This is a genomic window from Halomonas sp. BMC6 (assembly GCF_964204995.1).
In the GTDB taxonomy this organism is placed as follows: domain Bacteria; phylum Pseudomonadota; class Gammaproteobacteria; order Pseudomonadales; family Halomonadaceae; genus Vreelandella.
The window spans coordinates 65,834-86,874 of the sequence record NZ_CAXNSH010000001.1; the positions used below are offsets into that span (position 1 = coordinate 65,834).

At 59.3% G+C, this 21,041-nt stretch carries 17 protein-coding genes; 7 read left to right on the plus strand and 10 right to left on the minus strand.

Annotated features, from left to right (window positions below; genetic code table 11):
- The first annotated feature begins 64 nt into the window (after positions 1 to 64).
- On the plus strand, positions 65 to 1,492 hold the full coding sequence (hemN, locus tag AB6K10_RS00335; protein WP_339117727.1) for an oxygen-independent coproporphyrinogen III oxidase: 1,428 nt from the start codon (positions 65 to 67) through the stop codon (positions 1,490 to 1,492).
- A 58-nt stretch (positions 1,493 to 1,550) separates the two neighbouring features.
- Positions 1,551 to 2,300: a fumarate/nitrate reduction transcriptional regulator Fnr gene (gene fnr / locus AB6K10_RS00340; protein ID WP_159343123.1), complete on the plus strand. Its 750-nt coding sequence runs from the start codon at positions 1,551 to 1,553 to the stop codon at positions 2,298 to 2,300.
- Here fnr and ttcA read toward each other — a convergent pair.
- From ttcA to AB6K10_RS00355, 3 genes are all read right to left on the minus strand, one after another.
- Complete coding sequence (gene ttcA, locus AB6K10_RS00345; protein WP_159343124.1) at positions 2,290 to 3,198, minus strand: tRNA 2-thiocytidine(32) synthetase TtcA; 909 nt, start codon at positions 3,196 to 3,198, stop codon at positions 2,290 to 2,292. The genes fnr and ttcA overlap by 11 nt on opposite strands.
- A gap of 75 nt (positions 3,199 to 3,273) precedes the next feature.
- Positions 3,274 to 3,924, minus strand: coding sequence for a DNA polymerase III subunit epsilon (locus tag AB6K10_RS00350; RefSeq protein ID WP_339119580.1), 651 nt, complete (start codon positions 3,922 to 3,924; stop codon positions 3,274 to 3,276).
- A 5-nt stretch (positions 3,925 to 3,929) separates the two neighbouring features.
- A complete protein-coding gene (locus tag AB6K10_RS00355; protein ID WP_339117728.1) occupies positions 3,930 to 5,747 on the minus strand; it encodes a putative nucleotidyltransferase substrate binding domain-containing protein in 1,818 nt (605 codons plus the stop codon).
- 607 nt (positions 5,748 to 6,354) lie between these two features.
- Between AB6K10_RS00355 and AB6K10_RS00360 the strand changes: the two genes are divergently transcribed.
- The 4 genes from AB6K10_RS00360 (at position 6,355) to AB6K10_RS00375 (ending at position 13,068) form a co-directional block, all read left to right on the plus strand.
- Positions 6,355 to 6,615 (plus strand): DUF4212 domain-containing protein, encoded by a 261-nt coding sequence (locus tag AB6K10_RS00360; protein WP_159343126.1) that lies wholly within the window; start codon positions 6,355 to 6,357, stop codon positions 6,613 to 6,615.
- Positions 6,616 to 6,621: 6 nt separating this feature from the next.
- Positions 6,622 to 8,403 (plus strand): sodium:solute symporter family protein, encoded by a 1,782-nt coding sequence (locus tag AB6K10_RS00365; protein WP_159343127.1) that lies wholly within the window; start codon positions 6,622 to 6,624, stop codon positions 8,401 to 8,403.
- Positions 8,404 to 8,507: 104 nt separating this feature from the next.
- The gene (locus AB6K10_RS00370) at positions 8,508 to 9,038 is read left to right on the plus strand and encodes a hypothetical protein (protein ID WP_339117729.1); all 531 of its coding nucleotides are present in this window, start codon (positions 8,508 to 8,510) and stop codon (positions 9,036 to 9,038) included.
- 88 nt (positions 9,039 to 9,126) lie between these two features.
- Positions 9,127 to 13,068, plus strand: coding sequence for a NahK/ErcS family hybrid sensor histidine kinase/response regulator (locus AB6K10_RS00375; RefSeq protein WP_159343129.1), 3,942 nt, complete (start codon positions 9,127 to 9,129; stop codon positions 13,066 to 13,068).
- Between the two features lie 72 nt (positions 13,069 to 13,140).
- Here the strand turns inward: AB6K10_RS00375 and AB6K10_RS00380 are convergent, their stop codons facing one another.
- The 3 genes from AB6K10_RS00380 to AB6K10_RS00390 all read right to left on the minus strand — a co-directional run bounded on the left by AB6K10_RS00380 (position 13,141) and on the right by AB6K10_RS00390 (position 16,744).
- On the minus strand, positions 13,141 to 13,803 hold the full coding sequence (locus tag AB6K10_RS00380) for a response regulator transcription factor (RefSeq protein WP_016916171.1): 663 nt from the start codon (positions 13,801 to 13,803) through the stop codon (positions 13,141 to 13,143).
- A 272-nt stretch (positions 13,804 to 14,075) separates the two neighbouring features.
- Positions 14,076 to 16,025 carry an acetate--CoA ligase gene (acs, locus tag AB6K10_RS00385; RefSeq protein WP_159343130.1) on the minus strand — a complete coding sequence of 650 codons (1,950 nt, stop codon included), beginning with the start codon at positions 16,023 to 16,025 and terminating at the stop codon, positions 14,076 to 14,078.
- Between the two features lie 170 nt (positions 16,026 to 16,195).
- Positions 16,196 to 16,744, minus strand: a complete 549-nt coding sequence (locus AB6K10_RS00390; protein ID WP_339117730.1) for a SprT-like domain-containing protein — start codon at positions 16,742 to 16,744, stop codon at positions 16,196 to 16,198.
- A gap of 87 nt (positions 16,745 to 16,831) precedes the next feature.
- Between AB6K10_RS00390 and AB6K10_RS00395 the strand changes: the two genes are divergently transcribed.
- The gene (locus tag AB6K10_RS00395) at positions 16,832 to 17,512 is read left to right on the plus strand and encodes a YecA family protein (protein WP_159343132.1); all 681 of its coding nucleotides are present in this window, start codon (positions 16,832 to 16,834) and stop codon (positions 17,510 to 17,512) included.
- 5 nt (positions 17,513 to 17,517) lie between these two features.
- On the opposite strand, the gene AB6K10_RS00400 is transcribed toward AB6K10_RS00395, so the two are convergent.
- The 4 genes from AB6K10_RS00400 to adk all read right to left on the minus strand — a co-directional run bounded on the left by AB6K10_RS00400 (position 17,518) and on the right by adk (position 20,851).
- Complete coding sequence (locus AB6K10_RS00400) at positions 17,518 to 18,639, minus strand: phosphatidylserine/phosphatidylglycerophosphate/cardiolipin synthase family protein (RefSeq protein WP_159343133.1); 1,122 nt, start codon at positions 18,637 to 18,639, stop codon at positions 17,518 to 17,520.
- Positions 18,640 to 18,676: 37 nt separating this feature from the next.
- The gene (locus tag AB6K10_RS00405) at positions 18,677 to 19,387 is read right to left on the minus strand and encodes a class I SAM-dependent methyltransferase (protein WP_339117731.1); all 711 of its coding nucleotides are present in this window, start codon (positions 19,385 to 19,387) and stop codon (positions 18,677 to 18,679) included.
- A complete protein-coding gene (gene tsaB, locus AB6K10_RS00410; RefSeq protein WP_159343135.1) occupies positions 19,384 to 20,085 on the minus strand; it encodes a tRNA (adenosine(37)-N6)-threonylcarbamoyltransferase complex dimerization subunit type 1 TsaB in 702 nt (233 codons plus the stop codon). Before tsaB ends, AB6K10_RS00405 begins: the two co-directional genes overlap by 4 nt.
- 112 nt (positions 20,086 to 20,197) lie before the next feature.
- Positions 20,198 to 20,851: an adenylate kinase gene (gene adk / locus AB6K10_RS00415; RefSeq protein ID WP_159343136.1), complete on the minus strand. Its 654-nt coding sequence runs from the start codon at positions 20,849 to 20,851 to the stop codon at positions 20,198 to 20,200.
- Positions 20,852 to 21,041 lie beyond the last annotated feature (190 nt).

Consider the following 21,041-nt stretch of genomic DNA (forward strand, 5'->3'; position numbering starts at 1 on the left):
TGGGACCGGCGTAACATTGGCGCATCCGCTTTTCTGCTTGCCCTGTTACGTCGGAGCGCTTCCTATGCCCGTTAACGCCACTGCTGCCCTCGCTCACCCCTCTTCCGCAGCGGCGGAGACCACTGCCTGGGACGACGCACTGCTACGCCGTTACGACACCAGCGGCCCGCGCTATACCTCGTACCCGACGGCGCTCTCTTTTCATGACCAATTCACTGCTGACGATATGAGCCAGGCGCTTGCGCGCAGCAACGCCAGCCGAAAACCGCTCTCACTGTACGTGCACGTTCCGTTTTGTCGGAAAATTTGCTTTTACTGCGCGTGCAACAAAATCGCTACAAAAAATACCGCTCTGGCCGAACCCTACTTATCACGGTTGGATCGCGAGATGGTGCTCACTGCGCGCCATTTGGATACAGAGCGTCCGGTGCAGCAGCTGCACTGGGGCGGCGGCACGCCAACGTTTCTCACCCTGGCTCAGATGAGTGATTTGGTCGACCGCTTAGACGCACGCTTTGGCCTCTCCAATGCGCCGGACCGTGATTACGCCATCGAAATCGACCCACGTGAGGCGGATGTCTTGACCCTGCGCCATTTGCAGTCGCTGGGCTTCAACCGCTTGAGCTTGGGCGTACAAGACCTCGATCCACAGGTACAAGCGGCGATCAATCGCGTTCAGCCCCGGGTGCTCACCGAAACGCTAATGGATGAAGCCCATCGGCTCGGCTTTCGCTCACTCAACCTCGATTTGATTTATGGCCTGCCCTTACAAACCGAGAAGAGTTTCGCGGACACGCTGCGCCAAGTGATCGAGCTAGGTCCCGCACGGCTGTCGGTGTTTAACTATGCGCATCTGCCGACCCGCTTTGCGCCCCAACGACGCATCAAGGACGCCGACCTGCCCAGCGCCGATGAGAAGCTGGCCATGCTGCATACCATCATTGCGATGCTGACCCAGGCAGGCTATGTGCATATCGGCATGGACCATTTCGCACGCCCCGACGACAGCTTGGCCAAGGCGCAGCGCAACGGCACCCTGCAGCGCAACTTTCAAGGCTACTCCAGCCACGCCGAGTGCGACTTGATTGGTTTGGGGGTATCGGCCATTTCTCGGATCAACGATAGCTACGCGCAAAACCCTACCCGGCTCGCTGACTATGAAGCGGCCTTAGATGAAGGTAGGCTGGCGACCGTGAAAGGGTTACGTTTAAATAAGGATGACCTAATACGAAGAGAGGTCATCGAGCGGCTCATGTGCGATATGGCCATTGACCTCGACACTGTCGGCCAGCGCTGGCAGGTCGATGCCGCAAACTACTTTGCCAGCGCCCTTGAGCGGTTGGAAATCGCCGAACGGGATGGCCTGTTAACGCGTCAGGGGCTTCGGCTCACCGCCACCCCGGTGGGGCGGCTACTCATTCGACACCTGGCCATGGCCTTCGACACCCACTTACAACGCCAGGATGGCCAGCGCTACTCGAAGATCGTGTGAGCGCCTTGAGCCACCTGCCCCCTGTACCCATGATGGCGAATAAGAAGGGAGCCCCCCCATGTCATATCCTGCCAGCCAACGACGTTCACTGCTGCAAGAAGCGCGCTGCCAAACCTGTAGTTTAAGCTCGCTGTGCTTACCGCTTGCCCTGGAGCTTGAGGATATGAGCCAGTTCGATGCCATCATTCGCCGTCGCTCGCCGCTGAAGAAGGGCGAACCGCTGTTTCGTCAGGGCGACGCGTTCACCAGCGTTTATGCCGTGCGCTCTGGCAGTTTGAAACAGGTGACCAGCGAAGGGAACGGTAACGATCAGCTCACCAACTTCTTTCTGCCCAGCGAGCTGGTCGGCTTGGATGGTATCGACGAAGAGTACTACCCCGGTACCGTGATTGCCCTGGAGACGACCACGGTATGCGAAATTCCGTTCGACCGCTTGGAGTCGCTCTCCCAAGAACTGCCCGAGCTGCGTGGTCAGCTTTACCGCAGCATGAGTAAAGAGCTGCGCGATGACCGTAAGATGATGCGCTTGCTGTCACGCAAAACCGCCGACCAGCGGCTCGCCAGCTTTTTGATTACGCTCTCTGACCGCTTCCGTCGCCGGGGTTACTCCCCCTACAGCTTTCGGCTGTCGATGTCGCGGGCCGATATGGGCAACTACCTAGGTCTGGCGGTGGAAACGGTCAGCCGTATCCTCAGCCGCTTTCAGCAGCAGGAGGTGGTGGCCGTTTCGGGTCGCGAGGTGAATATTTTGGACATGCAGCGCCTCATCACCCTGGCAGAAGAGGAGGCGCAGACGATCACACGTTAAACGCCTGAATGCGGCTCTCCATCAGCGCCGCCTGCTTCGCTTCCAGACCGGCAAAGTCGAATAGCTCGCGGTCGGCAAGCTGGGAAGGGGCGACGTTGGTGACGGCTTTGAACATGCTCTCCAAACGGCCAGGGTGCTTCTTGTCCCACTCTGCCAACATCTCTTTGACGATCTGGCGCTGCATGTTGGGCTGTGAACCGCACAGGTTGCAGGGAATGATCGGAAACGCCATCAGCCGTGAAAACTCTGCAATGTCCGCCTCTTTGCAGTACGCCAGCGGGCGAATCACGATATTTTTCCCGTCATCAGAGAGCAGTTTCGGCGGCATGGCCTTCAGCGTACCGCCGAAGAACATATTCAGGAACAGCGTTTCCAGAATGTCTTCCCGGTGGTGGCCCAGGGCAATCTTGTTGGCGCCAATCTCGTCGGCAAACCCATACAGCGAGCCACGGCGCAGACGTGAACAGAGCGCGCAGGTGGTCTTTCCTTCCGGCGTTTTCTCCTTCACGACCGAATAGGTATCACGTTCGAGAATGTGGTACTCCACTCCCAGCTTGTCTAAGTACTGGGGCAACACGTGCTCCGGGAAACCAGGCTGTTTTTGGTCCATATTGACCGCCACGAGCGAGAAATTGACCGGCGCGTTGCGCTGAAGATTGCGCAAGATCTCCAACATCGTGTAGCTGTCTTTGCCACCGGAGAGACACACCATGACCCGGTCGCCCTCTTCGATCATGTTGTAATCGATGATGGCATTTCCCACTTCGCGCCGCAGGCGTTTTTGCAACTTGTTGAATTCACGCTTCTGCTTGGCATCCTGCAGCTCATGCTGCTGGGCAAGGGACTCGTCAGACGCGCTGTCTGACGCAGTAGGGTCAAAGTAGTCAGGTTGTAACATGATCGTCGCACTGCCGATGGGTGAAGGAGCAGCGCGTATTCTAACAACACTCCGAAGCTCTACCCAATACAAACCCTAGGCCGTCAGGGCGATCTCACGCTGTAAACGCAGGTAGAGGAGCGCGCTGGCGGTGGCTTCACTGACCACGCTGGGCCAGATCAATGACGGTAGCTGCCAGCGAGCCAACGCTACGCCAAGCGGGTCGAGGGTATCGATGTGTGGATGCAGCCGCCGCAGCTGTCGCCCATGCAACTTGGCAACGTCCACCTGGGCGTTGGGGAGACCAAACCCCAATACGCTTTTGAACAGCCCGTTCAAAGGTTCGAGGGTGTGCTCCAGTTGCCAGCCGACCAGCGGCCGGTTGCCGATGAAGTCGGCCAACTCCGTCAGGCACTCGGCATCTGGCGAGCGCGGCGCGTCGGTGGCGTGTAGCTGGTGATGGCGTCGCAGGGTAGCAGGGACTAGCGCGGGCGATACCGACAACGTGGCCCACCACATACGACTGGTGTGCACACGGCGCGGGTTCAGTACCACCGCCGCTACGCTGATCACCGCTGGCTGACCCTCGCTCACCTGGCAGGCCATGGCCACGGACTCTTCCCCCATGTAGGGCTGAAATAGCCAGGCATACGGCGAATCGGCCCAGCGGCGACGGTCGCTTTCTCGCTGAAGCAGCGTTCTCAGCGAGCCGCTGAGCAGCGTCATGTGTCGGTCTAACAGGCGCATTCCGCTCACGAGTACTCCAAATGGTAGCGGTGGGAAAGACGCTGCTTGAAGTCTTTCACGATGTGCAGGGCTTCGCGCAGCAGGTCTCGTTCCAGTGAAGAAAGCTCTTGTACCACGACCCGATTGGTACGCTTGGCGTGGCTGCCCTCCATGTCCTGGAGCTGCTGGCGAAGACGCAACTCGGTGAATAGCGCCAGGGCTTCGCCGAGATCATCGGCAAACCGGCGATCCAACCGCCCATCGATGGCCAGGGCCTCCAGGCGATCCAGGGTCGACGTGGCCTTGATGCGCCGCTCAAGCGCCATGGTGCGCACGCCGTGCACGATAGGGAAGATGCCGCCTTTTTTGATATCGATACCGTGTTGGGGCTTCTTCAGCGAGCCAAATAGCGTCAGCGGCGTCGAGAAGCGCAGCGCTGCCCGAGCAAAGTAAGAGAGCAGCAGCTCATCGTGGGAGCAGCGCTCGAACAGCGCCTCACGTATTTGATCCAGTAGCGCGGGGTTACCTGCCACGCCGTGGGAGTCGAGCAGAATCGCCAGTTTCATCAAGCTGTCACCGTCCCGGGCGCTCACCCATTTGGCGATACGGCTCTTCCACTGCGAGACGGTGCCCACCCACTCGGGATTGGACACCATGATGTTCCCAGGACACGGCGGGTAACCCAACTGGATCAGCGTGTCGGTGAGCCCGCTCATCGCCTCGTGCACCTCGGGCCACTGGCAGTCGTCGGCCAGGATCAGGCCATTGTCCTGATCGGTTTTTAGAATCTGTTCGCCGCGCCCTTCGCTGCCCATCACCATCAGGCAGCTATGGCGGTGGTACTGCTCGGGCACCGTAAATCCCCACGCTTTGCTCATGATGCGACCATTGAGCGCCGCCAGTAACTCCATGGCAAAGCGCAGCTTCACGCCCTGGGCCATCAGCGCGTTGACCAACTCAGGCGTACGCTGGCTGGCGGCCGCCAAGGCTTCCAGGCTATTGGCTTGCTCGACCTGCAAGCTCACTACGTAGCTGCGGCTGGAGAAGAAGCTCAGCACGTCCATCAGCTCTACGACACCCCGAGCGCACTCGTCCTCCATCACCACGACCCGGGCGACCTTATGGCGAGTCATCAGTATCAGTGCTTCAAACAGGTACTGCTCGGGGGTCACGGTGACCAGCGCCTGGTTTGCCAACGCCTCTACCGGGGTATGCTGGGTGCTGTCCCCCAGCACTAAGCCATTGAGCAGATCGGTTTTGGTGACCATGCCCAGCGCGCCTTGCGTCCCTACCAGCAGGCTATCGGCGTGACTCTCGTTTAACTGCCGCACGGCATCGCGAATACTTTTCGATGCGTCGATCAACAGCGGCTCACGCATGCACTCGTGCACCTTGGCTAGCATGAAGCCTGCCATCGTCACGCCCCCCTCGGCGCGCTTTTCGGTGAGCAGGCGCGCCTTATGGGAGAGCGACTGTTTGAAGAACTGCTCGAAAGGGGGATAGTGTCGGCAGAGCTGCACGAACAGCGCTTTAGGCATCACGTAGCACAAGCACTCTTGTTCGGCCTGGAAACGGTAGCGGCTTTTACCGTTGAGAATGCTGATCGCCCCAAACAGGTCCCCGGCCGTGTAGTGGCCAATCCGCGCACTGGCGGCGGGTAGCGTGGGGTCCAGCTCGGCGACCTCTCCCTTGTGAATGAGAAATACCGACTCGCCTGCCTGGCCCATCTCAAGAATGATTTCATCCCGGTCGAAGTAGGCAAGGTCCATACCGCGACGAACGTGATCGCGCCCCGCATCATCCATCAGCGAAAACGGCAGTTGGGAGAGATCCACGTCTACCATGGGCGACCTCACTTAAGGGCAGTGACTAAAGAGAACTAGAAACGGTTTGACGACCTGTAGACACATTGACTCATTATACTTTCCGCTATAGCGCTAACGTCTTAACGACGTTTGTTTAGCGACGAAAGTAGTGGCTTTTTTACTCACTTTTAAATCGACTAAACACCACTTGTTAAGGTAGCAAACATTGCTTTTAACCGAGCCATAGACCATTGTCCTATCACCGCCAGGAAGGCGTTTAAAGAACGCTGAAAGCTCATGAAAAATAATGCTTTATATTCATACAACTCCTGTTTGCCACGTGACTAAAAGCGCCTGATACCAAAGTCTGGGATTTATTTTCGGCGATTATTGCCCAGTATTATCAGCGAGTCATACAGGGTAATCGCACACCACCTGTCTAACGCACTTCAAGCCGCTGACGATAACTTGCCGATCACCCCTTAACGACACAAAACGGCTTAACAATAAGAAGGTGACGTGCTTGGCAACGCTGACTTACCGCTCACTCACCAGCGCGGTGTTCCATGCGGGGTTGCCCTGATGAACCACACGCTATCTTGAGTTCACTTTCCAACCCTAAAAATCACAACTGGAGAGCAACACAATGGCAGACGATAAATCCAATGCTGCTGAATACTGGAAGGCCAACGTCCGGCTGATCTTCGGATGCCTGGTGGTTTGGGCATTTGTCTCCTACGGATGTGCCATCCTGTTCCGTCCGCTGCTCGCGGGCATTCCCGTTGGCGGTACGGACCTGGGCTTCTGGTTTGCTCAGCAAGGCTCCATTCTTACCTTCATCGTGCTGATCTTCTTCTACGCCTGGAGAATGAACACGCTCGACAAAAAATACGGCCTGGGGGAGTAAGCCAGCATGAGCCAGTTTGCAATCAACTTACTGTTCGTTGGCGCCTCGTTCGCGCTCTATATCGGGATTGCGATATGGGCGCGAGCGGGCTCCACCAAAGACTTCTATGTCGCCGGCGGCGGCGTACACCCCATTACCAACGGTATGGCCACGGCAGCCGACTGGATGTCGGCGGCATCGTTCATCTCCATGGCGGGTCTGCTCGCGTCTGGCGGCTACGCGAACTCTACGTTCCTGATGGGCTGGACCGGTGGCTACGTCATCCTGGCGATGCTACTGGCCCCGTACCTGCGTAAGTTCGGTAAGTTCACCGTGCCTGACTTCATCGGCGACCGCTTCTACAGCAACACCGCGCGTTTAGTGGCGATTGTGTGCTTGATCATTGCGTCGGTGACCTACGTCATCGGCCAAATGACCGGCGCAGGCGTGGCGTTCTCCCGCTTCCTGGAAGTGAGCAACACCTGGGGTATCTGGATTGCCGCAGCGATCGTCTTCATGTACGCCGTGTTCGGCGGTATGAAAGGCATCACCTACACCCAGGTAGCGCAGTACGTGGTACTGATCATTGCCTACACTATTCCGGCGGTGTTCATCGCCATGCAGCTCACCGGCAACCCGCTGCCGATGTTCGGTATGTTCAGCACGCACACCGAATCCGGCGTTCCACTGCTGCAAAAGCTGGATGACGTGGTGTCGGCACTTGGTTTCCGCGACTACACCGCTGACGTGGACAACAAGCTGAATATGGTGCTGTTCACTCTGTCACTGATGGTCGGTACTGCGGGTCTGCCCCACGTGATCATCCGCTTCTTCACCGTACCGAAGGTCGCCGATGCGCGCTGGTCAGCGGGCTGGGCACTGGTGTTCATCGCCCTGCTCTACCTGACGGCTCCCGCAGTGGGCTCCATGGCACGCCTGAACCTGATGACCACCGTCTATCCGGAAATGGCAGGTCAAACCGAGAACTACGAAGAGGCCGCGCGTAACCCGATCCTCTATGCCGATCGTCCTGAGTGGTTCCGCACCTGGGAAGAGACCGGCCTGATCACTCACAACGACTTGAACGAAGATGGCCGGATTCAGTTCTACAACGGCGCTGCTGACTACGCAGACCGCGGCTGGGAAGGCAACGAGCTGGAGGTGAACAACGACATCCTGGTACTGGCGAACCCTGAAATTGCCAACCTGCCCGGCTGGGTAGTGGGTCTGATCGCAGCGGGCGGTATCGCGGCGGCGCTCTCCACCGCAGCGGGTCTGCTCTTGGCAATCTCGTCAGCGATCAGTCACGACTTGATCAAGACCATGATCAACCCGAAAATTTCTGAAAAAGGCGAAATGTTGGCAGCCCGTATCTCCATGGGTGGTGCGATCCTGCTGGCGACCTACTTAGGGCTCAACCCGCCCGGGTTTGCCGCTCAAACGGTCGCGCTTGCCTTCGGTATTGCCGGTGCCTCGCTGTTCCCTGCGCTGATGATGGGTATCTTCTCCAAGCGTATGAACAACAAAGGTGCGGTGGCCGGTATGCTGGCAGGCCTGATCTGTACCCTGCTCTACATCTTCACCTACCTGGGCTGGTTCTTTATTCCGGGCACCAACATGCTGGCCAACACGCCGGACAACTGGATGCTGGGTATTTCACCGCTCTCGTTTGGTGCCGTAGGTGCCGTGATCAACTTTGCCGTGGCCTTCGTTGTCTCCAACGCCACCGACGCGCCGCCGCAAGAAATTCAGGACCTGGTGGAAAGCGTACGCTATCCGAAAGGTGCTGGTGCTGCGGTTGATCACTAAGTCATAATCGTTCCGCCCTATTGCGCCGTCGGCCAATAGCGAACGGAACCATCTTCCATCGGGCTTCCTTAGGGGAGCCCGATGGCTTTTCAGAAGGAAAACGTATGATTTGGCACTTAGTGGCCGCCGTGTTTGCAGGCCTTGCCGCGGCCGGGATTGGCCTACTGCTTCGCACCTTGAGCCGTAAACGACTTCCCAAGTGGATCGTGCCGGTGTTTGGCGGCTTGGGGATGCTGGGCTACCAGGTTCAGTTCGAGTACAGCTGGTATGAACACAAGCAGCAACAGCTGCCGGACACGGCCAAAGTGATCTCCAGCGACACCTCTAGCCAGATCTGGCGGCCGTGGACCCTGCTATTTCCCATGACCACGACCTTCAGCGTGGTGGATAGCGAAAACGTCCGTTCGCAAGCCGTCGAGGGCGACGTGGTGGCCGAGTTCATTCTGTATCAGTTCGAGCGTCGCCACACGGACCTGATCACTACACAGCCCTACATCCTTAACTGCTCAAGCCGAGAGCTGGTTCCGCTAAACCCCGAGAGCGGCGAAGCGGATCTCGACGCGCTTCGATCTCTGCGGGAAACGTCACCGCTGCTAACTACCGTTTGCCAACTGGCCAACGAACGGCAGACGTAGCGCCCTCCCTTCGCCTAGAATGGGGCCCTTTGCTAGGCGACGTACGGCTTAGACGTATCGTCACAGGTACGATTGGTGAGGAGACACTATGTTTCATGGCGGGCTGCTGGTCGCGGTGTCACTGCTCTATATCGCAGTGCTGTTTGGTATTGCCTGGTTTGGCGACCGGCGTGCTCGTACCCACGGCGCCAGCCGCCGCCGACCCATTATTTATAGCTTGGCACTCGCCATCTACTGCACGTCATGGACGTTTTACGGCGCGGTGGGCCAAGCAGCCACCGCAGGCTGGTCGTTTGCCAGTATCTTCGTGGGGCCTATTCTGACGTTTTTGCTCTTCTGGCCCGTCCTGGCGAAGATGATCCGCGTTGCCAAGCACCAAAACGTCACCTCCATTGCCGACTTCATCGCCTCGCGCTACGGTAAGACCCAGTCTCTCGCCGCCTTTGCCAGCTTGGTCGCCCTGATTGGCACCCTGCCCTATATCGCGCTACAGCTAAAAGCCGTCTCGACGACCTTCAGCGTCTTGACCGACGCCCAAGACATGACACACGCCCCGCTGTTTGGCGATACGGCCTTCTATGTGGCGGTGGTCATGGCGATATTCGCCATTCTGTTTGGCACCCGGCACACCGATGCCACCGAACACCACGAAGGCTTGATTCATGCGGTCGCCTTTGAGTCGCTGGTCAAACTGGTGGCGTTTTTAGTACTGGGCGCCTTCGTCACCTGGGGCATGTTTGACGGCTTAGGCGAGCTGATGGGTCACGCCGAAAGCCAGCTAGAGCTGCAGCGCCAGCTCGCTAACCAAGACTTCGGTCAAAGCTTCTGGGCGCAAACGCTACTCGCCATGCTCGCCATTCTGTGCCTACCGCGCCAGTTTCACGTGGCCGTGGTGGAGAATATTCATCCGGACGATGCCACCAAAGCGCGCTGGCTATTCCCACTCTATTTGCTGGCGATTGCCTTTTTCGTGGTTCCTCTAGCGGCCGCTGGCCTGCTGCTGTTCTCTGAAAGCGGCGTAGAGCCGGATACCTATGTGCTTGCCCTCTCCATGGCGTCCGGCGAACAGTGGCTAACGCTGCTTACCTTCATCGGCGGTTTTTCTGCTGCCACCGGCATGGTCATTGTGGCGGCGGTGGCGGTGTCCATCATGATCTCGAACGAGATCGTCATTCCCGCGCTCTTCAGGCTGCGCTGGTTCGATACCAAAGCCCGAGACTATGGCCGTTTGGTGCTGCGCGCCCGCCGCCTCACCATCGTGGCCGTGCTGGCCATGGCGTACGGCTTTTATCAGCTGATTGGCGAGTTCACCTCGCTGGCCTCCATCGGCATGCTCTCGTTTGCTGCAGCGGCCCAGTTTGCTCCGGCGCTGATTGGCGGGCTGTACTGGAAGCGCGGCAACCGCTTGGGCGTGATCGTGGGCATGAACGTGGGCTTTGCCATTTGGGCATATAGCCTGCTGATGCCCGCCATGATTAACGCTGGCGTGCTGCCTCAAGCGTGGCTTACCGGTGGCCCGCTGGGGCTTAACTGGCTGTCACCCACGGCGCTGTTTGGATTGAACCTGGGAGATACGTTTACCCACGGGGTCATGCTGTCGCTGGGTATTAACCTGTTCTGCTATATCTTTGTCTCGCAAGTCACCTCGCAGCGAGTCGTGGAGCGCATTCAAGCCTCGCTGTTTGTGGATAGCGTCGAAACCCGGCAAACCTCCGTAAATCGCCCCTGGACGGGGGCCACGACGGTGGGCGATTTGAAAGTGCTGTGTGAGCGATTCCTGGGGGCGGGCCAAGTCGATCGCGCCTTCGATGATTACGCACGCCGAGCGGGCAAGCCGCTGGATGACGGTACCCGTGCCTCCATCGACGTGATCCAATTTACCGAGCGCTTTCTTGCCTCTGTCTTGGGGGCATCGTCGGCGCGGATCGTAGTGAACTCTGCCCTTCAAGGGCGAGGCATCGGCATTTCCGATGTCATTTCGATTGTGGATGAAGCGTCTCAGGTGTTGGAGTTCAACCGCGCCCTGCTGCAGGCCACCATCGAGAACATCAATCAAGGCATTAGCGTGGTCGATCAGAACCTGCGCCTGGTGGTGTGGAATCAGCGCTATTTAGAGCTGTTCCGCTTCCCCGACCACATCATTCGCGTCGGCGCACCGATGGACCGTATCTTCCGCTATAACGCCCACAACGGTGAGTACGGCCCCGGCGACCCGGAAGAGCACGTGCAGCTACTGCTGGATAACATTCGCGATGGCCAACCCCACCGCTACGTACGGTATCGCCAGGATGGGAGCGTGCTGGAAGTTCAGGGCAACCCGATGCCCGGCGGCGGCTTTGTCTATACCTACCAAGACATTACCCAACAGAAGCGCATCGAAGAGGCGCTGATCCGCTCGGAAAACAACATCCGTATCTATACCGATAACGTCCCGGCGCTCATTGCCTACTTCGATAAAGAGAGCCGCTACCTGTTTACTAACCGCGCCTACGAGCAGGCGTTCAACATCGATCGCAACGCGGTGATCGGGCGGCGCTACGAAGACGTGCTGCCGGTAAAACAGGCCGAAGAGCGAGTGCCCTGGGTACAGCGCACCCTGGCCGGTGAACGGGTGAGTTTCGAAGTCTCCATGCGGGTCAACGATGCCATGCGCTATATGCTGGTGACCTATACGCCGCACTTTGGCGATAGTCAGTCGATTCTGGGCTTCTTTGCGCTGTATCAAGACATTACCGAGCGCCGCCAGGCGGAAATTGCTCTGAAAGAGACCAATGAAACCCTGGAAGAGCGGGTGCGCGAGCGCACCCAGGCGCTGTCAGAAGCCAACGCAGCCCTGCGCCAGGAGAACCGCGTACGCGCCGAAGCGGAGCAGGCACTGCGCCAAGCGAAACAGCTCGCGGAAGACGCCAACGCCTCGAAAACCCGTTTCCTGGCTGCCGCCAGCCACGACCTACTGCAACCTCTGAATGCCGCGCGCCTGTTTACCTCGGCGCTGATGCAGAACGTCACCGCCAGCGACACTCAGCGCACCATTGGCCATATCGATAACTCGTTGCAAGCCGCCGAGGAGCTGCTGGGCACGCTGCTGGACATCTCCAAGCTGGATGCGGGGGCGCTGACGCCACGGCGTAGCCACTTCGCCCTGGCCGACATTTTCCGCCCGCTACGTGCCGAATTCGATGTGATGGCAGATGATCGTGGGCTCGATTTGGTCGTGGTGCCCACCCAGCAGTGGGTGGACTCCGATCCCCAGATGCTGCGCCGGATCGTGCAGAACTTTCTCTCAAACGCGATTCGCTACACCCAAGAGGGGCGTGTACTGCTCGGCTGTCGCCGTCAGGGGGGAAGGCTGCTGATCGAGGTGTGGGACAGCGGCCCAGGGATTCCTGAATCCAAGCTAACGGAGATCTTCCAGGAGTTCCGTCGACTCGACCAGGTGTCCCGCCATAAAGAGAGCGAAAAAGGCCTGGGGCTGGGCCTCTCCATTGCCGACCGTATGAGTCGCGTGCTGGATCACCCCATCAAAGTGCGCTCCTGGGAAGGAGTGGGCACGGTGTTTTCGGTCAGCGTGCCTATCGTGGCGGCCCGGGAGGCAACCGTCGCCGAACAGGAGCCCAGCGGCCGTCGTAGCGGTAATAAGCTGGCGGGCACACGGATTGTGTGTATCGACAACGAAACGCTGATTCTGGAAGGCATGACCGCGATGCTCAGCGGCTGGGGCTGCGAGGTATTCACCGCCACCAGCATTGGCGGGGCGAAATCGATTCTACGCAATATGGACGGTGATCCTGACGCCATCTTGGCGGATTATCACCTGGATAACGAGGTCACCGGTCTGATGGCGCTAGAAGCACTGAGCGAGCGCTTCACCGGCGCCGTTCCCGGCATTGTGATTACCGCCGACCGTACCGAGGCCGTTGCCGAAGAGGTCAAGCGCGCAGGCTATCAGCTGTTATTGAAGCCGGTGAAGCCCGCCGCCCTCCGTGCGCTACTAACCCGCACGCTGCAGGCCAGCCGCGCCAATCCCTAATCGCCAGCCCGAAAACAGCAGCGCCGCGCTTAGAAACATCTAAGCGCGGCGCTGTTTACCGGTCGTTAGCCGTTACGACTCGACTTTTGGCGGCTCCACTTCCAGCTTCTGCGCGGCAATGACGGCCTGGGTGCGCGAGTGCACGCCCAGCTTACGCAGAATGGCCGTTACGTGGGCTTTGATGGTTGCTTCCGAGACGTTCAGCTCATAGGCGATCTGCTTGTTCAGCAGACCTTCGGTGAGCATGTTCAGTACGCGAAACTGCTGGGGCGTGAGCGAGGCGATCGCCTCGGCAAAGCGCGACTCCTCTTCGCTGGTCTCTTCGAGGACGTTGGCCAGCGCTTCCGGTAACCACACCTCACCCTGCAGAATCTCACCCACCGCCTCGGCGATCAGCTGTAGCGATGACGACTTGGGAATAAAACCCGAGGCACCGTAGTCGATGGCACGGCGCACGACGTAGGGCTCATCGCTGCCGGATACCACGGCAACCGGAATATCCGGCATCTGACCGCGCAACTGGATGAGGCCCGAAAAGCCGTGGGCACCGGGCATATGGAGATCCAGCAAAATCAAATCTGCATCGGGGTGTCGATTCACGACCTCAGTGGTGGCTTCCATGGTGTCGGCTTCGACAATCTCAGCCTGGGGGGCCAACTGGCGCAACGCCTGGGTGAGCGCTGCACGAAACAGCGGATGGTCGTCAGCGACGATAAACTTATGGGCTACTGCCATGGATATTCCTCCGGTTCCTCGAGCAGCGGGGTTGCCTGCCGCCGCGACGCTAGGCTCATACGGTTGAAGCATGGTACCCCATGGGCTTCATCATGCCCAAGCATCACATGCACAATTTGTCATTGAGACGTCATCCGAACGAAAACAGCAGTGCCGGCCCTATGGCCGGCACTGCATCGGATAAGCGCAGTTTGCCTGATCGTCAGACGCAAATGCTTGACGCCCGTCATTGAACGCCGCCCTCACTGCCGATGGCAGTGAGGGCGAGACGGTTATTGATTGGCCCGATGTTCGATCAGATCATCGACGACCGACGGATCGGCCAGGGTGCTGGTATCGCCGAGACCATCGCACTCGTTGGCGGCGATCTTGCGCAAAATACGGCGCATGATTTTACCCGAGCGCGTTTTCGGCAGTCCCGGTGCCCACTGAATCACATCCGGCGAGGCAATCGGCCCGATATCTTTGCGCACCCACTGAGTCAGCTCTTTCTTCAGCTCGTCCGTGGGATCGATACCGTCGTTCAGGGTCACGTAGATGTAGATGCCCTGGCCTTTGATATCGTGGGGGAAGCCCACTACCGCCGCTTCGGCCACGGCAGAGTGCGCCACCAGCGACGACTCGATCTCGGCAGTGCCCATACGGTGGCCGGAAACGTTCAGCACGTCATCCACACGACCGGTGATCCAGTAGTAGCCATCCTCATCACGACGGCAGCCGTCGCCCGTGAAGTACATGCCGTCGTAGGTGGAGAAATAGGTCTGAACGAAGCGCTCATGATCGCCCCAGATAGAGCGCGCTTGCCCCGGCCAGGAGTCCAGGATCACCAGATTGCCTTCGGTGGCACCTTCGAGCTTATTGCCCTCGTTATCGACCAGGGCAGGTTTGACGCCAAAGAAAGGCGTCGTCGCCGAGCCTGGTTTCAGGTCGGTGGCCCCCGGCAGCGGTGCAATCATGATGCCACCGGTTTCGGTCTGCCACCAGGTATCCACGATGGGGCACTTCTCGTTGCCGATCACGCGGTAGAACCACTCCCACGCTTCGGGGTTGATCGGCTCACCCACCGACCCCAGCAGGCGCAGCGAATCCCGCTTGCTGGAGTCCATGACGCCATCACCGTGGGCCATCAGTGCGCGTACGGCGGTGGGCGCGGTGTAGAGGATATTGACCTGATGCTTGTCGACGATTTCGCCCATTCGGCCGTGGGTCGGGTAGCTCGGCACGCCTTCGAACATCAGCGTGGTGGCACCGTTCGCCAGCGGGCCGTAGACGATATAGCTATGACCGGTCACCCAGCCCACGTCAGCCGTACACCAGTAGATCTCACCCTCTTGGTAGTCGAAGACGTATTGATGCGTCATGGCGGCGTAAGTCAGGTAACCGCCGGTGGTGTGCTTCAAGCCTTTTGGTGCGCCGGTGGAACCGGAGGTGTAGAGAATGAACAGCGGATCTTCCGCGTTCATCGCCTCGGCCGGGCACTCGGTTGACTGCTTATCGACCAGCTCGTCAAACCAGATATCGCGGCCTTCCTGCCAGTCGATCTCGCCACCGGTGCGCTTCACTACCAGTACGTTCTTGCACACGTCGGTGCCATCACGCTTGAGCGCGGAGTCGACGTTCTCTTTGAGCGGTACGTGCTTGCCACCACGCACCGACTCATCGGCGGTAATGACCAGCTTGGAATCCGCACCGATGACCCGCTGGGCCACCGCATCCGGCGAGAAACCACCAAAGACCACCGAATGCACCGCGCCGATACGGGCGCAGGCCAACATGGCCATAGCCGCTTCAGGAATCATCGGCATGTAGAGTGTGACGGTATCGCCTTTCTGAATGCCCAGCGACTTCAAGCCGTTGGCCAATTGATTCGTGCGCTCGTAGAGTTCGCGATACGTAATATGCTTGGATTCGTTGGGGTTATCGCCTTCCCAAATGATCGCCGTTTGATCGCCTCGCTTGTCTAGGTGACGGTCCAGACAGTTCGCCGCCACGTTCAGCTCGCCATCTTCGAACCAGCGAATATCGACGTTATCGCGGGCAAACGAGGTGTTTTTAATTTTGCTGGGCGTTTTGATCCAGTCGAGGCGTTTGGCCTGCTCGCCCCAGAAACCTTCCGGGTCGTCCATGGACTGCTGATACATTGCCGCATATTTATCTTTATCGGCCCATGCCTTGGCAGCGATGCTATCGCGCACTGGATAGACGTTTTTATGCTCGCTCATGAAGTTGCCTCTGTCCGTGAAGTTGCACTCTCTGGTAAGTGATGTCGGTTTTATTATTGGCTGCACCGACGCGCGTAATATTTACCTAGCATAAACCTGTCCCGAACGGCTTCCCTTTAGACATTGGTAGTAGCAATTTTTATTTAAAAAACAGCTACTTAAAATAATAATCACAGGCGTTCGAAAGCACGATAGACCAAGGTCTCATCACAATGACGGCAGCGGTAGCGTCGCCCCTTGACGACCAGGGCATGGCGGCGCGGTGTAAAACGGTGGGTCTGACAGCGACACTCATAGCGATAGGGGCGCGGCTGGGAGCGCTGAATATCGAAGCGGTGGGTCACCCGTGGCACGAGCCCGAACAGATCCCGCATGACCGTCTGCCACTCGCGGCCATGGGGCTTCAAGCGCGCGCCGTTGGCGAGATGAAACACCAGCCAGTGGGCCATTTCATGGGGAATCACTTCGTCGAAGAAGGCCTCGCGATTGTCTGCCAGCAGCACCGGGTTGAAACGCAGCCCGCCCCGCCCAAGATGCGCTTGCCCCGCCGATGCGCCCTTGAGGTCAAACCACACCTTGGGAGCAGGCAGCGCTGGATGCACCTCTCGGCAGCGTGCCAAAGCCTGTGCGACCCGCTCTTGGGCGGCCCGAAGAAGCGCCTCCTGGGAGCGCGCCATCAAATCATCGTGCGGCCAAGGGGGCAGTGGTGACGTCTTCATTAGTGATAAACTAGCCATTAGTGACGTTGCTCGATTGTGACGGATCGACAGCGGTTTTCAATGATGACGTTGACCACGAGGCTCCCTATGGCAGAGCGCAACACCGTGACCGAAGCTAACTCGCCCGACAGCACTCCGCCTCAGCCGCTGCTTGATGATGAACAGCTGGACAGGCTGGACGATTTTCTCGACTCCGACCGGGTGGGCGAAGATGCCCTCGACCTGATTTCAGCCCACGGCTTTCTCGTCGCCCTGGCGGTTGCCCCTAGCGAACAGCCCACCGAACAGTGGCTGGAGGAGCTGTTCCAAGGCGAACCCAACTACCGCGATGCCGACGAGCGTGACGAGATCGTCCAGCTGCTGACGCTGCTGCGCGACAACGCCATGGCGGTGCTGGAGCAAGGTGGCCTACCGGAACTACCCTTCGAGCTAACGCTGGATGGACTGCCCGCCGAGGAGACGCCGATTGGTGACTGGTGTGCAGGCTTTATGGAAGCGGTGTTCAGCGACGAAAGCGCCTGGTTCCAGGATGACGAAGAGGCTGCCGCCACGCTGCTGCTGCCGTTCATGTCGCTATCGGGGCTCTTCGACGACGAACCCGACATGGCCGAGATGGCCAAGGATCAAGCCAGCCAAGAGACCTTCGTTGCTCAACTGCCCGAGCTGGTGCTTGACCTTTACCTGCACTACCGCGTGCCGCCGGAAACCCCCAAGCCCAAACCGCGTAAAAAAACGCCCGCCAAGGCTAAAGGCAAAAAGCGCAAATAACCGCGCTATTTTAGACGCATCACAAGGCCATCCACGACGCCATACACCCACTCCTTGGCCCGCTGCCCCCAGGGGCGCGCGGCCCAGGCGGCGGCATCTACCTCTTGGCTGGCAGCAAAGTTACGCTCGAAAAGCGCCTGCACGTCGCTGGCGAATCCTGGATCGTCTATCTCCTGGTTGGCCTCTAAGTTCCAGTGCAGGTTCCAGTGATCGAAGTTGCAGGAGCCGAGACTAACCCACTCATCGGCCAGAACGAATTTGGCGTGTATGAAGGTCGGCTGGAATTCGAAAATGCGTACGCCCGCTTTCAGCAACCCCTGATAAAAGCGCTGGCCCGCATAGCGCACGCCGGGATGGTCGTGCTTGGCACCGGGCAGTAGCAGGCGCACATCCACGCCTTGCCGAGCAGCGCGGATCAACCGGCGGCGCAGCGCAAACGTAGGCACGAAGTAGGGAGTACACAGCCACAGCCGCTGTTGGGCGCTACTCACCCGGGCATACAGCGAGTGGCGGATTGCTTGGTAGCGATAGCCTCTTGCCGACATCACTCGCCCCCGCACGCCATCGGCATGGGAGGTCGCGCTGCGCTGTGGCGGGAGCGGAAGGGGCGCTGGGTCACCCGACGCTTGGCGAGTCAGCCGGGAACGCCACAGACGGCGAAACAGCACTTCCCAGTCCGCGACGGCCGGGCCGTCGATGCGTAGCGCAATCTCGTACCACGCTTGCAGAAACTCATCCACCGCGCCGAAACCGCCAGTAAAGGCGATCTCGCCATCCACCACCACGATCTTACGATGGTCACGGCTAAGATTGCGTGCTAGAGAGTGAAAGCCAATCGGGTTGAACAGCTGCAACGCCACGCCAGCAGCCTCCAGGCGCTCACGGTCGCGTCGCTCCAATCCCATCGCGCCGTATCCGTCCAGCAGTAGGTAGGTGCTGACGCCTCGTTGCGAGGCCGACGCCAGCGCGTCGATGACTTGGTTGGCAAGCTCCCCCGATTCCATCAAGTAGAGCTCCACCAGCACGTAATGCTGTGCCTGACTAACCGCTTCGAACATCGCCGGTAAAAAGCGCGACGCTTCCGGCAGCAGAATCACACGGTTTCCTTCTCGCCACTCGTGCTGCATAGAGACTCCTTCTCTGGCTACGCTGCTTCATCCACGCTCAGCGGCTGAGTGAACGATGAACGTACAGGTCGTAGCGGCTCGTTTTGCCTTCCAGCGTGTGCTGCGGCGCGGGCCCCGCAATAGGCGGCGCTTTACGGGGGCGTTTCACCACCACCCGGTGAGACGCCACGTCGAGCGCGGCTTCCAACAGCCGTGGAGCATCGTCGTCATCCCCGGCCAGCTCGCGAAACACGCGCATCTCTTTTTTCACCAGCGCAGACTTCTCCCGATGGGGGAACATAGGGTCCAGATGAATGACCTGAGGGGCGAACTCGGCGTCTGCCACCAGCATCGCCAACTGTTCGGCGGCATCGCCATGACGCAGGCACATTCGCGCGGCAATCGCGGCGGTGTCCTCTGCGGCCGCCGCACGCGCGAGGCCATCGCTGAGCAAGGCGGCGATGGCCGCGACCCGCTCGATCATCAGCACCGGCGCTCCAAGGCTTGCCAAAACGAAGGCGTCGCGCCCCAGCCCCGCCGTAGCATCGACCACGCTCGGCGTCACGCCTTTGGCCAGCCCGCAGGCCTTCGCTACCAGCTGCCCACGGCCGCCGCCGAACTGACGGCGATGCGCGGCCTTTCCCGAGACAAAATTAACGCTGAGCGGCTTGCCGTACTCCCGCTCCTCCCCGATCAGGGCAAGCTGGCCCTCCACATAGCCCAAGGTTAGCCCCGTCGGCAGGAGAACCTCCGGTATCGGCTGGCTCATGCCGGTTTTTTCCACGCCACGTTATTACGCAGATACACCGGCTGTGCCGCGTGGGCCGCTTGGCCCAAGCCTGCGTCCAGGTCGCGCGCGGCCAGCCACGCCATCTCCTCTGCGCGCGGTTCTAAGTCCGTGAGATGTTGCGACATGCTGGCCTGCACGCCGACAGCAAACTCATCCCACAGGCTAAAGCCCGAGCCTACGCCTACCCAATCGGTTTCGTCGGCCGGCAAGCGGAATGCACCGGGCGCGATGACGACCTCGTCACTTTGTAAGCTTAGGGTATCGTTCAAGCAGTGCCAGGTGGCCGCATACACTTCGCCCATGCGCGCATCCAACGCGGTGACCACATGGCGAAAGTGATAACGCCGATGCGCTTGTAGCGCGAGCGCCTCCAAGGTCGAAATGCCGAGCAGCGGGCAGTCCAAGCCAAACGCCAGCCCTTGGGCAGCACCGGCCGCAATGCGCAGGCCGGTAAACGAACCGGGACCACGCCCGAACGCAATGGCGTTCAGCGCTTGAGGGGCAATGCCCGCATCAGCGAGCAGCTCATCCACCATCGGCATCAAGCGCTTGGTGTGCGCGCGTGGCGTCATTTCATAGCGCGCCAAACAGTCACGCTGACCGCCTGCTTGGCGGAGCAAAGCCGCAGAACAGGCGCTGGAGGAGGCATCCAGTGCCAGAAGGTATAACGACGACATAGCGGTGTTGCACTCCGTAAAAATAGGCCTCTAGTATACCGTCACACGCCTGAAACGACGATGGCCCGCAGGAAGCCTGCGGGCCATCGTGGCACGTGACGCTGCAGCGCGCTTAGCTCAGCGCTTCTTTCACCTGGCGCGTGATGTCCGCCACGCTGCCCACGCCTTCGACGCGGTGATACTGCGGCGCGGCGGCCGGGTCCTCTTTCGCCCACTGCTGGTAGTAGTCCACCAGCGGCGCGGTTTGGTCGTGGTAGACCGACAGGCGGTTACGCACCGTGGACTCTTGGTCGTCTTCACGCTGGATCAGCGTTTCGCCGGTGACATCGTCTTTACCCGGCTCTTTGGGCGGATTGTGCTCGATGTGATACACGCGACCAGAGGCCGGGTGTACGCGGCGACCCGCCAAACGGCTGACGATCTCTTCATCCGGCACGGCGATTTCCAGTACGTGATCCAGTTTGACGCCGCCCTCTTTCATGGCGTCGGCCTGGGGGATGGTCCGCGGGAAACCGTCGAACAAGAAACCATTCTCGCAGTCCGGCTGGCTGATGCGCTCTTTGACCAGATCGATGATGATGTCGTCCGACACCAGACCACCGCTGTTCATGATCTCTTTGACCTTCAAGCCCAGCTCAGTGCCGTCCTTGATAGCGGCGCGCAGCATATCCCCGGTGGAAATTTGGGGAATCTTGAACTGCTCACAAATAAACTGAGCTTGAGTCCCCTTCCCCGCGCCGGGGGCACCCAACAGGATTAAACGCATGGCACTGCTCCTTGAATGATCGTCTTGAATGATAGTGATAGTTGAAATCAATGAATCGACAATAACCGTGCCGTTCAGGCGACACAACTCCCCAAAAGCCTGAGAGCACGATTATTTTGTGTTTTTTTGAGCAAAAACAGCAAAGTGGCCAACGTTAGTACTTTGGTCACCCTGTTTGCTTCAAACTGCC

Bases quoted from the DNA above. Each gene is read 5' to 3' on its own strand.
- hemN (WP_339117727.1), top strand. From the start codon at position 65: ATGCCCGTTAACGCCACTGCTGCCCTCGCTCACCCCTCTTCCGCAGCG.
- fnr (WP_159343123.1), top strand. From the start codon at position 1,551: ATGTCATATCCTGCCAGCCAACGACGTTCACTGCTGCAAGAAGCGCGC.
- ttcA (WP_159343124.1), bottom strand. From the start codon at position 3,198: ATGTTACAACCTGACTACTTTGACCCTACTGCGTCAGACAGCGCGTCT.
- AB6K10_RS00350 (WP_339119580.1), bottom strand. From the start codon at position 3,924: ATGCGCCTGTTAGACCGACACATGACGCTGCTCAGCGGCTCGCTGAGA.
- AB6K10_RS00355 (WP_339117728.1), bottom strand. From the start codon at position 5,747: ATGGTAGACGTGGATCTCTCCCAACTGCCGTTTTCGCTGATGGATGAT.
- AB6K10_RS00360 (WP_159343126.1), top strand. From the start codon at position 6,355: ATGGCAGACGATAAATCCAATGCTGCTGAATACTGGAAGGCCAACGTC.
- AB6K10_RS00365 (WP_159343127.1), top strand. From the start codon at position 6,622: ATGAGCCAGTTTGCAATCAACTTACTGTTCGTTGGCGCCTCGTTCGCG.
- AB6K10_RS00370 (WP_339117729.1), top strand. From the start codon at position 8,508: ATGATTTGGCACTTAGTGGCCGCCGTGTTTGCAGGCCTTGCCGCGGCC.
- AB6K10_RS00375 (WP_159343129.1), top strand. From the start codon at position 9,127: ATGTTTCATGGCGGGCTGCTGGTCGCGGTGTCACTGCTCTATATCGCA.
- AB6K10_RS00380 (WP_016916171.1), bottom strand. From the start codon at position 13,803: ATGGCAGTAGCCCATAAGTTTATCGTCGCTGACGACCATCCGCTGTTT.
- acs (WP_159343130.1), bottom strand. From the start codon at position 16,025: ATGAGCGAGCATAAAAACGTCTATCCAGTGCGCGATAGCATCGCTGCC.
- AB6K10_RS00390 (WP_339117730.1), bottom strand. From the start codon at position 16,744: ATGAAGACGTCACCACTGCCCCCTTGGCCGCACGATGATTTGATGGCG.
- AB6K10_RS00395 (WP_159343132.1), top strand. From the start codon at position 16,832: ATGGCAGAGCGCAACACCGTGACCGAAGCTAACTCGCCCGACAGCACT.
- AB6K10_RS00400 (WP_159343133.1), bottom strand. From the start codon at position 18,639: ATGCAGCACGAGTGGCGAGAAGGAAACCGTGTGATTCTGCTGCCGGAA.
- AB6K10_RS00405 (WP_339117731.1), bottom strand. From the start codon at position 19,387: ATGAGCCAGCCGATACCGGAGGTTCTCCTGCCGACGGGGCTAACCTTG.
- tsaB (WP_159343135.1), bottom strand. From the start codon at position 20,085: ATGTCGTCGTTATACCTTCTGGCACTGGATGCCTCCTCCAGCGCCTGT.
- adk (WP_159343136.1), bottom strand. From the start codon at position 20,851: ATGCGTTTAATCCTGTTGGGTGCCCCCGGCGCGGGGAAGGGGACTCAA.